Below are 14,535 nucleotides of genomic sequence, written 5' to 3' on the forward strand. Positions count from 1 at the left end.
ACATTTGATAACATTATCTTACAAGTTTCTCTTTATATATGTCTGATGCATAGAAACAACCTTTTATTAATGACTGATAGTTATAAACATTCGCATCCTTATCAATATCCTAATGATGCTAACTATCTTCATTTTTATTTAGAAAGTCGTGGTACTGTAAATAGTGATTTAGGGGCGCATACTAGATTTTTTGGCTTACAGTATTACATCAAGAAATACTTATCTCAGCCAATTACACCAGAAATGATATATGAAGCTGAAGAAATTCTAAAAGCTCATGGTTTGGTATTTTATCGAGAAGGCTTTGAGAAAGTCCTAAAAAAATATAATGGTTATTTACCAGTTAGGATTCGTGCTGTTAGAGAAGGAAGTTTAGTACCTTTACATAATGTATTGATGACTATAGAAAGTACTGATCCAGAGTTATTTTGGTTGCCTGGATTGCTAGAGACACTACTTTTAAAAGTGTGGTATCCAACAACAGTTGCAACAATCAGTTTTAATATCAAAAAACTAATCAAAGAGTATCTTCTAGAAACCGCAGATAATCTCGATAAGCTAGAATTTATGCTTCATGATTTTGGCTATAGAGGTGTTTCATCAGAAGAGTCAGCAGGGATTGGTGGAGCGGCACATCTGACTAATTTTCTAGGAACAGACACTTTGGCAGCATTACAAATTTGTAAAGAGTATTATCATGAAGATATGGCAGGTTATTCGATTCCTGCAAGTGAGCACTCAACAATGACTAGCTGGGGTATTGGTTCTGAGTGTGAGCGCCAAGCCTTTGAAAATATGGTTGAGCAATTTGGAGATAACAGTGTTTTCTATGCTTGTGTTTCTGATAGTTGGGATTTTAAACAGGCAATACAAACTTGGATTGATTTAAAAGATAAAGTCAAAGCAAAAAAAGCAAACTTGGTAATTAGACCAGATTCGGGAGATGCTATAGATAATATTTTATATGCGCTTAATGAATTAGAAAAGGCTTATGGTAGTAATGTAAATGCTAAGGGATATAAGGTTCTACAAAGGGTAGCTTTGATACAAGGTGATGGAGTGAGTCTTAGTTTAGCAAAGAGCATACTATCAGCGATGAAAAAAAACGGGTTTTCTGCTGAGAATATAGCTTTTGGTATGGGTGGAGCATTGCTACAAGGAAATCATGAATCATCTATAAATAGAGATAGTTTCAAGTTTGCTATTAAATGCTCAGCAATCAAACGAGGAGATTCTTTAATTGGAGTTAAAAAAGAGCCTATCACAGATCCTACAAAGAAATCTAAACAAGGACGTCTAGATTTGATTAAAAATGCTAAAGGTAGTTATCAGACAATAGTTCTAGATGATCAGTATGCAATAGGAGAGTATCATAGCGACTCAATTCTTGAGACTTATTATGAGAATGGACAAATTAAATTTGAACAATCCTTGTCAGATGTGAGAAAATATACTTAAGTTAGGTATAAATGTAATTTATTTGTATCTATTGCTGTATCTGTATGCAGTTAATTTAATTAATCAATAAAGATAAGGAGTATCTACAATGTTAGAACATCATCCATTAGTTAAAGAATTCCCTGAGTTAAGAGATCAACTTCATAATATTAAAGAAGATCATCATATTAGTAATCAAATGAAAAAGTATGAAGATCTAGATAAGAAAATATATAACCTTGAAAGTTCAGGCATGTTTGAAGATATGCAATTAGAAGAGCTAAAAAAACAAAGACTAGAAATCAAAGATACTATCTACAAAGCCCTAAAAAGCTAATCATTGAATAATTTCTATATGAGATTTGATTCTTAAATAAATCACCTTTTCCTATAGTTTCTTATAAAACTTTAGTTCTATTTAGTATATCTTTATAGTTATATGTTTATTACTTAGTTGTTAAGTATTTATTATATATTTTATAAAGAGGGTCTAATGTTAGTAACTAAATACCAAAAAATCGTTATAGCTTTGATAGTTTTAACTGGCGTATGTTCAGGCTTTGATATTGGAGTGATATCAGGGACATTACCTGTTATAAAAGATGAGCTATCTCTTAATCTTACGCAACTATCTGAGATAGCTGGTATTGTCTTTTTTGGAGCTTTGCTATCCAAACTAATATCAGGACCGTTAATGGATATCTTTAGTAGAAAAAATATTTTGGCTTTTGGGGCATTTCTATTTACAGTATCAATGATATTGATGATGATATCTAATACTTATACAACTTTGATGTTATCAAGGCTTCTACAGGGGGTGTCGATTGGGTTCTTGTTGACAGTAATTCCTGTTTATATTTCTGAAACTAGCGTAGCTAAGTTTAGAGGTAGGGCGATGGCTATATTTCAATTATCACTAGTTTCTGGAATTTTTTTGGCTAACTTTTTTGCAAGCTTATTTGTCGCAAGTTTTGGTTGGAGACTGATATTTGCTTGCGCTATCCCTTTTTCAATTTTACTTTTCATCACTAGCTTAATAGCACCATTTTCACCATCTTGGTTAATTTTAAAGGGTAGAAATGAACAGGCACTAACTATTAGTGAGCAATTAGCTCTCAAAGTTCAGCATTCATTAACCGAAAAAAATAAAACAGGTTTTGTTGAGTTTATTAAAATTGTTATCAAACAAAAATACTATTTATCTGTAATACTGATTAGTTTAATGGCAGTTTTAAATGGCTTTGTTGGTATTAATGTCTTTATAAGTTATGGTCCTACTATGTTTGATCAACTCAGTAGTTGTAGTAATTGTGATGCTACTTATTATGGTACAGCAATGACATTAGTCAATCTTATAGCTACTGTATTTGGCTTGTTCCTTGTCGATGTTATTGGTCGAAGAAAACTTATTATTAGTGGGTTATTAATTTCATTTGTATCTATATTTACAATGATCTTTTGTATAACAGCTGGGTATAATAATTTAGGTCTTCTGATGTTGATTATTGTTGTATTCGGAGGAGCTGTAGGTCCTGGAGTGTGTATATGGTTGGTATTATCGGAAGTTTTACCTGTACATATACGTGGTATAGGGATATCTGTAGCTCTTGTTTCAAAAGCATTAATAGAAAGTATGTTTATCTCGAGATTCTTAGATCTTACTCATAATTATGGTTATGCTCCTGTATTATATTTTATGGGAGCGTGTATTGTTGCATTTATATTTATTGTGTATAAATTTTTGCCAGAAATGACAAATAAAGAGCTTATTTAAGATGTGCTACTAAATCATCAAGCTTATAGCTTGCGATATCTTTTTGTTTTGCATGATGCTCTTCTAAGAGTGCAAAGTCTGCATCAGCATAAGCACATAGATCACCTTTTTCATTGAAGATATCAACTTTTATCCACACGGTAGTACGACCTTTACGAATTACGGTGGTTTTGAAAATATGTGCTACTTTACTATAGGTTGGTTTTAAGTATTTGATATTTAAGTTGCGGGTCATACAAAATGACTTACTAATACTTAAAACATGTTTGCCAAGAATATCATCGCATATAAGTGCGATAATACCTCCATGAATAACATTGTCCCAGCCAACATGATTTGGTAGACATTTGAACTTTGTATACATATGTTCGCCAATATGATACAAAGGTAACTTTACACCGAGAGGATTCTTGGCTATGTCACTAAAGCAAGTGAAATTCCATGGAAAATCAATTGGTTTATAATCATCTAAATTTATCATTTTAGTTTAACCTATTGGATATTTAGTTATTCTTATATTAATGTTTAGTATTATTAGCTGCTAACAAGCTTCAATAATACCAGCTGCACCCATACCAGTACCAATACACATCGTAATCATAGCATATTTTTTACCAGTACGATGTAGTCCATGTAACGCTTTGACAGTTAGTATCGTACCAGTTGCACCAAGAGGATGCCCTAAGGCAATAGCTCCACCACAAGGATTAACTTTATTCTTATCAAGTTTTAAATCATTAATCACAGCTAGTGACTGAGCTGCAAAAGCTTCATTTAGCTCAATCCAGTCAATATTATTGATATCTAAACCAGTTTGTTTAAGCACTTTTGGTATAGCTTTGATTGGGCCAATACCCATAATGCGTGGATCAACACCAGCTACAGCAAACCCTAGAAACTTACCTAAAGGTTTTAGGTTGTGCTCTTTTAGGTATTTTTCACTAACTAAAATTATAGCTGCAGCACCATCTGATACCTGTGAGCTATTACCAGCAGTCACAGATCCACCATTTGCAAAAGCAGGTTTTAGTTTAGCTAATGCCTCTAGTGAGGTATCTTTTCGAGCACCTTCATCTTCAGTTATAGTTTGTTTATGATTAATGATCTCACCAGTAGCTTCATCTGGCTTATTGTGATCAACATCTATAGGCAGTATTTCATCTTTGAAATAACCACTCTCGATAGCATGGATCGCCTTTTGATGACTCTCAAGAGCAAAAGCATCTTGATCTTGTCGTGATACATTCCAATCTTTAGCAACCATCTCAGCAGTGATACCCATTCCATAAGCTATTGCAACATTTTCATCTTTAGCAAAGATTTCTTTACTAAAAGACATCTTGTTACCACCAAAAGGAATCATACTCATACTTTCAACACCAGCACCGATAGCAACATCGATATTACCTTGAGCAATCTCATTTGCTGCAATAGCAATTGATTGTAATCCAGAGCTACAATAGCGATTGATCGTAAAAGCAGGAACACTATTAGGTAGTCCTGCCAAAAGAGATGATATTCTTGCGACATTTAAGCCTTGTTCAGCTTCAGGCATCGCGCAACCGACAACTATATCTTCTATATCGTTAGGATTAATATTAGCTTCAACGACAGTTTTTCTAAGTACATCTGCTAATAATTCATCAGGACGTTTTTTTGCAAAACCACCTTTTTTACCTTTTGTAACAGCAGAGCGTTTTGCAGCGACTATATATACGTTTTCACTCATGTCAATTACTCCTTAATTTCTTAGTGGTTTGCCAGTTTCTAGCATATATTTCATTCTAGCTTCTGTTTTCTCAGATATCGCAAGTTCTTTGAAGTTTATTAGCTCTCTTTCAAGTAGCCAATCTTCAGAAACTTCAGTATCTTTTTCTATCAGACCACCACACATAGTATCTGCTAAATTTACTGCAATCTTATAATCATGTTCAGATATTTGATTACCATCACGCATATTTACTAATAAAGCTTTGATTGTAGCGATACCAGTTTCACCAAATACAGGGACTTTTTGTTTCAGAGGTGGTTGATAACCAGCTAGAGCCATAAGTTGAGCTTTTTTAATTGCTACAAGTAGGATCTCCTTAGTATTCATTACGATTATGTCATCATCACGCAAAAAGCCCATTTCTTTGGCTTCATAAGCACTTTTTGCAACTTGAGCAAGAGCAAGGTTCTTATAACGATGCTCGAAGTCTTTCCAGTGATCTTGAGCTTGAGATGCTCTAATAGCCATTTCTTTTGAGCCGCCCCAACCAGGTATAATTCCTACAGCGGCTTCAACAAGACCAATATAGCTTTCATACGCAGCAACAGCAGCATCACTATGCAAGATAGTTTCACAACCACCACCAAAAGCAAAGCCTTTGACAGCTGCGACAACAGGTATTTTGCTATAGCGTAATTTTTTGCTGATAATTCTATGACCTTTACGGATTACCTCTTCGATAGCAGCTTCGCCATTCATTGCAAATTTGATACCAAATTCTTCTAAGTTGGCACCTACCGAAAATACATCTTGCTCTTGCCAAATAACAAGACCATCAAGATTTTCTTCAACATAGTTGATAGACTCGGATATACCATCTAAAACATCATCGCCAATAGCACACATCTTACTCTTAAATGAGAGTATTCCGATATTGTTATAGTCATTAATTTGCCATAGTTTGACACCATCATTTTCATACAGTGTTTGTGTTGCTAAAGTACTAGTATGTTCAACTATATTATCAGCGAATAGTTGACGCTTATAAACATCTAGGTTATCACGAGATATTAGAGTTTTATCCCTAAAGCTAAACTCTTTATTATTTTGATAAACACCGATATCAAGAGTATCAACCCAGTTGGGTAGAGTATTTGTTGATAATGCTTTACCAGTTGAAACGTCATCCTTTAACCAATTAGCTACTTTGTGCCAACCAGCAAGTTGCCATATCTCGAAAATACCTTGTTTCCAACCAAATCCCCAACGAATTGCTAAATCCATATCTTTAGGGAAGTTTGATATATCTCCAACTAGATGAGCAGCATACAGAAACATTTCTCTAAAAGTTGCCCATAAGAATTGAGCTTGATGATTATCGCTATTACGCAGACCTTCTAATTTTTTGCTCCAATCTCTCTCAGCTAGTACATCTAAGACTTCTTTATCAGCTTTTTTATCAGAAGGGCGATATTCTTTAGTATCTAAATCAAGTACTTTGATACCGTCAGAATCTTTGATATATAAGCCTTTTTTGGTCTTTTGACCAAGTGAACCTGAGTTGATTAGACTTTGAATCCAGTTAGGTGTGTTGTATAGCTTCTGCCAACCATCTTCGAGATTATCTTTCATAGTTTCAACAACATGAGATAACACATCTAAACCAACTAAATCAGCAGTTCTATAAGTTGCACTTTTTGCTCGCCCTAGTTTTTTACCAGTTAGTTCATCGACAATTTCTAAAGGGATATTCATCTGCTCTGTATAGTAGCAAGTGATTAGCATTGAAAAGACACCTAATCTATTAGCAATAAAATTTGGTGTATCTTTTGCGCGAATTATACTTTTACCAAGTTTTTCAACTAAGAATGTTTCTAGTTTATCCAAGATTTCAGAATTAGTATCTGCATGAGGGATTAGCTCAACTAAAGGCATATAGCGCGGTGGGTTAAAAAAGTGTACACCACAGAAATTAACTTTGAGATTCTCTGTTAATACTTCAGCTAATTTTGTGATACTCAAGCCAGAAGTGTTTGATGCTAAAATTGCATTTTCTTTGATGTGAGCAGAGATTTTAGAGTAAAGACTCTCTTTGATATCTATACGTTCGGCTACTGCTTCTATGATTAAGTCACAATCTGCTAAAAGTTCAAGATTATCCTCATAATTTGCAGGAGTAATGTATTTGATAGAATCTTTTGAACCAAAAGGCGCTGGGTTAAGTTTAGTAAGTTTTGCTAGAGAATCTTCAACAATAGCATTAGCGCTACCTTGTTGAGATTTTAAATCAAATAAAACAACAGGAAATCTAGCATTTGCAAAATGCGCGGCAATTTGAGCTCCCATAGTTCCAGCACCAAGAACTGCAATTTTATCAATAGCTTTACGCTGTGATTTATTTTCTACAGGTTCTAACTTATTTGCTATAGTGCTACTTGAGGTATTGCTACTTTCTCCAGCTGGGAGATATTCTTCGCCAAAAACTTTAAGATAACCTCGCATAGCATCTTCTTTTGACATACCTTTAATTGCATCCCAAGCCATCCACTTAGCTCGTTCAACCATTTTCAGTGCAGAAGGTTTTTTAGTATTATTATCACCTTCTTTTACTTGTTTATAAAAAGCATAGAGCTTTAACTTTTGGCTATTATCGGGCTTGAAATCAATAGTTGCATCACGAACAGCTATCAACATTTCTTCAAACTTTTTCTCTAACTCTGTCATATTTTCCTCCCGATGTTGGTTTATACATCGTTTTTAGATTCCGTTATTTAAACGAAATGACATTGGTACATATTATTTTTCGCTATTTTTTTGCCATTCTGGGTGAGCATTTTTAGGTCCTAAAGCATAATCGTCAAACTCATCTGTTTGAATTATATTATTAACCTTTATGAGCATCTCATTAGCAATATCTGCCTCTTGTTGAGAGATTATTTTATTCTCTAAAGCTATTTCAATAGAGTCTTGCCAGCTTGCTTTTGGTAGCTTAGAAGTTTTGATAGCATCAATAATTTTTTTCTTAATAGGTTGTGTAGTTAGTGATGCAAGATAAGCATTCTCAACTCTACCAATTGGATCATTATCATCATTTGGTATATAGCACTTATCTTTCATCCATTGTCTTGTATCGCTATTGCTCACTAATGATTTACAAATTTGTGCTTCAAGCTTGTCAGATGGTCTTCTGAATTTTTTACCATAAGGAAAAACAAAAAGCTTCATCTTAGTAGCAAATATTCTATTTGGGAAATTTCTAAATAAGTCTAACATTGCTTGTTGAGCTTGATATAGACAGTGCTGAATACTCCAGTCAACATAGATATCATCACTTTGAGGTTCGCCTGTGTCCTTATAGTATTTCAATACAGCTACAGCCATGTATAGATAACTCATGATATCTCCCAAGCGAGCAGATAATCTTTCTTTACGTTTTAGGCCTGCACCTAATACTGTTATTGAAATATCATTGACATAAGAATAAGCAGTACTCATATGTGAGATATAGCGATAGTAACGCTTAAATTTAGAAGGATAGCTAGGAGCAGTGAAACCACCACTTAAACCATACCAAAGTGTACGTGAGCCATTTAGAGCCATGTATTTAAAATGACCTTTGAAATTGTCTGTAAATTGTTTTTCATCCTCATTCATTAGGCTTTCTATCTCGTTACGAATATATGGATGACATTTCATCGCACCTTGACCAAAAATCATTAGATTTCGAGTCATAATGTTGGCACCTTCAACTGTTATGCCAATAGGTGTTGCCATATATGGAATAGCTAGATAGTTATTTGGACCCATAATGATTGCTCGACCACCGTGGATATCCATAGCATTGTTGATGGTTGTACGTCCCATCTCGGTTAGGTGATATTTTGCAATTGCAGATGATACAGATGGTCGCAAACCACTATCAACAGCAGAAACTGTGAATTGACGAGTAGCATTGGCAATATAGGCAAGCCCTGCAGTTTCAGCTAGTTTTTCTTGAACTCCTTCAAATTGAGCAATAGGAACTTTGAACTGTTCACGCACACTTGCATAAGCTGCTGTCATTACAGCGGACATTAATGTATTGGCTGTGCCACATGCTGGTAATGAAATAGCTCTACCTATAGATAAGCACTCAACTAGCATCCGCCAACCTTCACCAGCCATTTTTTGTCCGCCGATTATCCAATCGATTGGGATAAAGACATCTTTAGCTTTGATATAGCCATTCATAAAAGCTTGCCCTAGAGGAAAACCACGCCTACCAATTTCTAAACCTTTGTGATTATACGGTAGTAGGGCACATGTTATACCTTCATTACCTGTTTCATCAAGTAAGCCATCAGGATCTTGTAGTTGAAAAGCTAAACCAACTAGAGTGGCAATAGGAGCTAATGTAATATAACGTTTGTTGATATTCTTTAGTTTGATACCTAAAGTTTTTTTGCCATTGAACTCTTCATGGCAGACAATACCATAATCAGGCAATGAAGTCGCATCAGATCCTGCTGTTGGTCCTGTTAAAGCAAAACATGGTATCTCTTGACCAGAGGCTAATCTAGGTAGATAGTGATCTTTTTGCTCATCTGTACCATAATGAACTAGAAGTTCACCAGGTCCAAGTGAATTAGGTACCATTACAGTGATTGCTGCAGTGACACTTTTGGTTGCTAGTTTCATAACCACCTCTGAGTGAGCCGCTGCTGAGAAGCCTTTACCACCGTATTCTTTGCTAATAACTAAACCTAAAAAGCCTTTTTCACGCATGTATTTCCAAGCTTCAACGCTTAGATCTTTGTCTTGATAATTAATCTTCCAATCATCAATTAGCCTGCATAACTCGGTTGTTTCATTATCTAAAAATGATTTCTCTTCAGCTGTTAGTTCAAATTTCTTTAAACTATGTAACTTATTAAAATCAGGTTTCCCTTGAAATATATCTTGTTCAAACCAGTTATCACCAGCATTTAGGGCAGTTTGTTCAGTTTGAGAAATACTAGGAGTAGCCTTTTTTGCAATATTATAAATTTTGTTGAACATCTTTAGCTCCTTAAGCAAAAAGCTGTTTAGTTATTTATTTTCATATTTTTCAGCATATTCTTTTTGTAATGCATTTACATCTATTTTTCCAACAGTATTTTTAGGTAACTCATCTATGAAGATTATTTTTCTAGGTAATTTATAATGAGCTAATTTAGTTTCACAGTATTTAAAAATTTCTCTTTCAGTAAGTTTTTTGTCATTTTTTAGTACAACAAAAGCAACTGGCATTTCACCTGTTTCGTTAGAGTGCCCTTTGATAACTGCTGCATCCTCAATCTCTTCTTTTTCAGTTAATACTAATTCAACTTCTTTAGGAAAAACATTAAAGCCTGAGACGATAATCATGTGTTTAATGCGTCCTGATATTACTAGGCGACCTTGCTCATCAAGATAGCCCATATCGCCAGTTTTAAGCCAACCATCCTCAGTGAAGTGCTCTCTATTAATCTCTGGAAGACTCCAGAATCCCGGTGACTTTTGTGGGCCTGCCACCCATATCTCTCCTGTTTCACCTTGTGGTAACTCATTACCTTTATCATCGTAAATTTTGATATCAGTATTCGGCAGTGGAAATCCAACACTACCACTGAAATCTTCCTCAAGTAAAGAGTTTACAGTTACGACAGGCGACATTTCTGATAGACCATAACCCTCTTTAATATTTACACCTGTGATTTTTTTCCATTCTTTAGCTACAGCTTCAGAAGTTGGCATGCCGCCACTTATTGAGAGCTTAAAATTAGGGAACTTACTTTGTCTAAATTCTTTATCGTTTAATAGAGCAATATAAAGAGTATTTACAGCAAATATAGTTGAGAAATTACTTTTTCTCATTTCAGCAACTAAGCTTTTGATATCTTTAGGGTTAGGTATAAGTATTTGAAAGGCTCCAGAACAGTAAAAAAGAAATAGATTAGCAGTTAAGCTAAATATATGATAAATCGGTAGGGCAGTTAAGACAATTTGTTCACTAAGATCGATATCAAAGCCCTCTGTCCATGCCTTTATCTGATAGATATTTGCTACAATGTTCCTATGTAGAAGTATTGTGCCTTTAGGTGTACCTGTTGTACCACTAGAGTATTGAAGTGCGGCTATATCATCTGGCTTTAATTTAATACTTGTATAGTCTGGAGTGTAGTCTGATTTTAGAGCATCTGTGAATGTATCAAACTTATCTTTTGAGTATTTATCTTTCATACCTTTGATATATTTTACTACAAAGGAGATTATTTGTTTTTTTGGAGTAGGATAAAGATCAGAAATATCTGTAACCATTTTATATTTTAGATCTTCACACTCATCAGCTATAGCTTCGACATTATGCGCAAGTCCGGATAATACAATTACGCCTTTAGCTTTTGAATCTTGTAGGATTCCTTTGACTTCTCTACTTGTATATAGTGGGTTTATATTTACAAAAGCACAACCAAGTTTTACCAAACCGAAAATAACAATTGGGAACTGTAATAAATTAGGCAGCATAATGGCAATATGGTCACCTTTTTGTAATTTCCATTTGTTTTGTAAGAATCCTGCGAATTTATCAGAATAGCTGTTAATCTCGTCAAAAGTTAGTTTTTCACCGTGACAGCTAAGGGCATTTTTATCGTTGAAGCTTTTAGTAGCTTTTTCAAGCATATCTTTTAGAGTAATATTAGGGATATCTATATTCAGAGGAACCTTGTCGGGATAGTTTTTTGTCCATGGCTTAGTAATCATAAAGACCTCCTGATATCTTATAATTTGGTTGTTCTTATTATCTTTATACTATTCTTGCACTCCAGTTGTTTCTTATAAAATAATATAATTTATAGTTAAATATTATATGTTATTTAAGCGTATTTATATAATAATCATTCTTAATCGATTATTTTTATGATTTATACACCAATGTAATTTATAATAATGATAACGTTAATTGAATCACTATTTTTATGAAAATTTATCATAATCCAAAATGTTCAAAATCACGTCAAGCAAAGCAAGTTTTGGATCAAAGCAGTATCAATTATGATACTCATTTATATTTAGATAATCCTTTGACAGTAAAAGAGATCGAAGAATTATTAGCAAAATTGAAACTTTCTATAACAGATATTATTCGTACTAAAGAAGCTATTTGGAAAGAGAACTTTAAAGATGGTGAATTCACCAACGATGAGCTTATACAAATAGTAGCTAGCAATCCTAAGTTATTAGAGCGACCGATTATTGAACACAATGGCTTTGCTGTAGTGGCAAGGTCTGACGAGAAAATACAAGAAATATTAAATACGTACTAGTTTTGTGTTAGTATTTGAAAGATGAAATTCTATCAATAGGAGATTTTTTTATGCATAAAATATTTTATACATTCACAGATGAGGCGCCAGCTTTAGCGACAGGTTCATTTTTACCAATAGTTGAGAGCTTTACTAAAGTTGCTGATATCGAGTTAGAAACAAAAGATATATCTTTAGCAGCGCGTATATTAGCTAACTTCAATGATTGTCTTACAGACGAGCAAAAGTGCTCTGATAATCTAGCAATACTTGGGGAGCTAGCGAAAACTCCAGATGCTAACATTATCAAGCTTCCTAATATTAGTGCATCAATCCCTCAACTTACTGCAGCTATCAAAGAACTTCAGTCAAAGGGCTACAAAATTCCAGACTATCCATTTGAGCCAAAAGATGACAAAGAGCAAGAAATTAAAGCTCGTTATGCAAAAGTCTTAGGTAGTGCGGTAAACCCTGTCTTAAGAGAAGGTAACTCGGATCGTAGAGTTGCAGATGCAGTTAAAAAGTACGCTGAAAAACATCCACACTCTATGGGTGCATGGACAAAAGATTCTAAATCTCATGTCGCTAGTATGGCAGATAATGATTTTTATGCTAATGAGAAATCTTATATTGTACCAAAAGCAACTAAGGTTAAGATAGTTCATACAGATACTAAAGGTACTCAAATAGTACTTAAAGATAATCTTGCTTTAGAAGAAAAAGAAATTATTGATGCTACTAAGATTTCAATAAAAGCACTAAGAGAGTTCTACAAAACTGAAATCGCTAAAGCTAAAAAAGAAGGTACATTACTATCACTTCACCTAAAAGCTACAATGATGAAAGTTTCTGATCCAATATTATTCGGTCATGCAGTAGAGATTTTCTTTGAAGATGTTTTCAAAAAGTATGCTAAAGAATTTAAAGAGCTTGGTGTGAATCCTCGCAATGGTTGGGGTGATGCAGTAGAAAAGATTACGCAACTACCTCAAGATCTTCAAGATAAAATCAATGCTGATATTGAAAAGGTATTTGCTAAGCAACCTGATATTGCGATGGTTAACTCTGACAAAGGTATTACAAACTTGAATGTCCCAAGTGATGTGATTATCGATGCTTCTATGCCTGCAGCTATTCGCTCATCTGGTCAAATGTGGAACAAAGACGGTAAGCTTCAGGATATGAAAGCTATGATTCCTGATAGATGCTATGCAGGTGTATATGCCGCAACTATCGATTTCTGTAAAGAAAACGGTGCTTTTGATGTTGCTACTATGGGCGATGTTTCCAACGTTGGTCTGATGGCAAAAAAAGCAGAAGAATATGGCTCTCATGATAAGACATTTGAAATTCAAGCAGATGGTAAAGTAGAGGTTATTGATATTGAAGGTAATGTAATACTCGAGCATCAGGTTGAGAAAGGTGATATTTGGAGAGCTTGTCAGACTAAGGATATCGCAGTTAAAGATTGGGTTAAATTAGCGGTTAATAGAGCTAGAATTACTCAAAATCCAGCAATTTTCTGGTTAGATTCAAAAAGAGCTCATGATAGAAACTTGATTGCTAAAGTTAATGAGTATATGACTTTGCATGATACTACTGGTTTGGATATCCAAATTTTAGCTCCTATAGAAGCTACAAAATATTCTTTGAAAAGAATGAAAGAGGGTAAAAATACAATTTCTGTTACAGGTAATGTTTTAAGAGATTACTTGACAGATTTATTCCCTATATTGGAGCTTGGTACTTCTGCTAAGATGCTTTCTATCGTGCCTCTTCTAGCAGGTGGTGGATTATTTGAAACTGGTGCTGGTGGTTCTGCGCCTAAGCACGTTGAGCAACTTATTGAAGAAAATCATTTAAGATGGGATTCTTTAGGAGAATTTTTAGCGTTAGGAGCTTCATTAGAAGACCTAGCAATCAAAACTAGAGATCCTAAAATCAAAGTCTTAGCAGAGGCATTATCTCAAGCAAACCAAGATTTCTTGGATAATGATAAATCACCAAAGCGTAAAGTAGGTGAGTTAGATACAAGAGGAAGTCATTTCTACTTGGCGTTCTATTGGGTTAAAGCCTTAGCAGAGCAAACTGGCAATGCTGAGATCAAAGCTAAGTTTGAGCCGATCTATGCTGAGTTAGTGGCTAATGAAAATAAGATTGTAAAAGAGCTTAATGATGCTCAAGGCAAAAAAGTAGATGTTGGTGGATATTATGCTATGGATAGACAAAAACTAGACAAAGTAATGAGACCAAGCCATACATTAAATACAATTCTAGCTAAGCTATAAATCTTTCTTTCATAATCAATT

10 protein-coding genes are annotated in these 14,535 nt (G+C 34.4%); 5 read left to right on the forward strand and 5 right to left on the reverse strand.

The window, feature by feature from the left end; all coding sequences use genetic code 11:
• Positions 1-45: 45 nt before the first annotated feature.
• The 3 genes from F0R75_RS01075 (at position 46) to F0R75_RS01085 (ending at position 3,211) form a co-directional block, all read left to right on the forward strand.
• Entirely contained in the window at positions 46-1,458 is a 1,413-nt protein-coding gene (locus tag F0R75_RS01075; RefSeq protein WP_149368656.1) for a nicotinate phosphoribosyltransferase, read from the forward strand.
• An 88-nt stretch (positions 1,459-1,546) separates the two neighbouring features.
• On the forward strand, positions 1,547-1,774 hold the full coding sequence (locus F0R75_RS01080) for an HP1242/YdcH family protein (protein WP_013922595.1): 228 nt from the start codon (positions 1,547-1,549) through the stop codon (positions 1,772-1,774).
• A 156-nt stretch (positions 1,775-1,930) separates the two neighbouring features.
• A complete protein-coding gene (locus F0R75_RS01085) occupies positions 1,931-3,211 on the forward strand; it encodes an MFS transporter (RefSeq protein ID WP_149368655.1) in 1,281 nt (426 codons plus the stop codon).
• On the opposite strand, the gene F0R75_RS01090 is transcribed toward F0R75_RS01085, so the two are convergent.
• The 5 genes from F0R75_RS01090 to F0R75_RS01110 form a co-directional block, all read right to left on the reverse strand.
• Positions 3,204-3,692 (reverse strand): PaaI family thioesterase, encoded by a 489-nt coding sequence (locus F0R75_RS01090; RefSeq protein ID WP_035736706.1) that lies wholly within the window; start codon positions 3,690-3,692, stop codon positions 3,204-3,206. The genes F0R75_RS01085 and F0R75_RS01090 overlap by 8 nt on opposite strands.
• A 60-nt stretch (positions 3,693-3,752) precedes the next feature.
• Complete coding sequence (locus F0R75_RS01095) at positions 3,753-4,940, reverse strand: acetyl-CoA C-acyltransferase (RefSeq protein WP_149368654.1); 1,188 nt, start codon at positions 4,938-4,940, stop codon at positions 3,753-3,755.
• Positions 4,941-4,952: 12 nt separating this feature from the next.
• Entirely contained in the window at positions 4,953-7,646 is a 2,694-nt protein-coding gene (locus F0R75_RS01100; protein ID WP_149368653.1) for an acyl-CoA-binding protein, read from the reverse strand.
• A gap of 72 nt (positions 7,647-7,718) precedes the next feature.
• Positions 7,719-9,959 (reverse strand): acyl-CoA dehydrogenase, encoded by a 2,241-nt coding sequence (locus tag F0R75_RS01105; protein WP_149368652.1) that lies wholly within the window; start codon positions 9,957-9,959, stop codon positions 7,719-7,721.
• 30 nt (positions 9,960-9,989) lie between these two features.
• Positions 9,990-11,684 carry a long-chain-fatty-acid--CoA ligase gene (locus F0R75_RS01110; RefSeq protein WP_149368651.1) on the reverse strand — a complete coding sequence of 565 codons (1,695 nt, stop codon included), beginning with the start codon at positions 11,682-11,684 and terminating at the stop codon, positions 9,990-9,992.
• Between the two features lie 215 nt (positions 11,685-11,899).
• Between F0R75_RS01110 and F0R75_RS01115 the strand changes: the two genes are divergently transcribed.
• Together F0R75_RS01115 and F0R75_RS01120 are read left to right on the forward strand one after the other, a co-directional pair.
• A complete protein-coding gene (locus F0R75_RS01115) occupies positions 11,900-12,247 on the forward strand; it encodes an arsenate reductase family protein (RefSeq protein WP_149368650.1) in 348 nt (115 codons plus the stop codon).
• A gap of 50 nt (positions 12,248-12,297) precedes the next feature.
• Positions 12,298-14,514 carry an NADP-dependent isocitrate dehydrogenase gene (locus tag F0R75_RS01120; protein WP_149368649.1) on the forward strand — a complete coding sequence of 739 codons (2,217 nt, stop codon included), beginning with the start codon at positions 12,298-12,300 and terminating at the stop codon, positions 14,512-14,514.
• Positions 14,515-14,535: the final 21 nt, after the last annotated feature.

The organism is Francisella marina, from assembly GCF_008369785.1.
In the GTDB taxonomy this organism is placed as follows: Bacteria; Pseudomonadota; Gammaproteobacteria; order Francisellales; family Francisellaceae; genus Francisella; species Francisella salimarina.

Excerpts from the sequence above, each read along its gene's own strand:
- F0R75_RS01075 (WP_149368656.1), top strand. The coding sequence starts at position 46 with ATGCATAGAAACAACCTTTTATTAATGACTGATAGTTATAAACATTCG.
- F0R75_RS01080 (WP_013922595.1), top strand. The coding sequence starts at position 1,547 with ATGTTAGAACATCATCCATTAGTTAAAGAATTCCCTGAGTTAAGAGAT.
- F0R75_RS01085 (WP_149368655.1), top strand. The coding sequence starts at position 1,931 with ATGTTAGTAACTAAATACCAAAAAATCGTTATAGCTTTGATAGTTTTA.
- F0R75_RS01090 (WP_035736706.1), bottom strand. The coding sequence starts at position 3,692 with ATGATAAATTTAGATGATTATAAACCAATTGATTTTCCATGGAATTTC.
- F0R75_RS01095 (WP_149368654.1), bottom strand. The coding sequence starts at position 4,940 with ATGAGTGAAAACGTATATATAGTCGCTGCAAAACGCTCTGCTGTTACA.
- F0R75_RS01100 (WP_149368653.1), bottom strand. The coding sequence starts at position 7,646 with ATGACAGAGTTAGAGAAAAAGTTTGAAGAAATGTTGATAGCTGTTCGT.
- F0R75_RS01105 (WP_149368652.1), bottom strand. The coding sequence starts at position 9,959 with ATGTTCAACAAAATTTATAATATTGCAAAAAAGGCTACTCCTAGTATT.
- F0R75_RS01110 (WP_149368651.1), bottom strand. The coding sequence starts at position 11,684 with ATGATTACTAAGCCATGGACAAAAAACTATCCCGACAAGGTTCCTCTG.
- F0R75_RS01115 (WP_149368650.1), top strand. The coding sequence starts at position 11,900 with ATGAAAATTTATCATAATCCAAAATGTTCAAAATCACGTCAAGCAAAG.
- F0R75_RS01120 (WP_149368649.1), top strand. The coding sequence starts at position 12,298 with ATGCATAAAATATTTTATACATTCACAGATGAGGCGCCAGCTTTAGCG.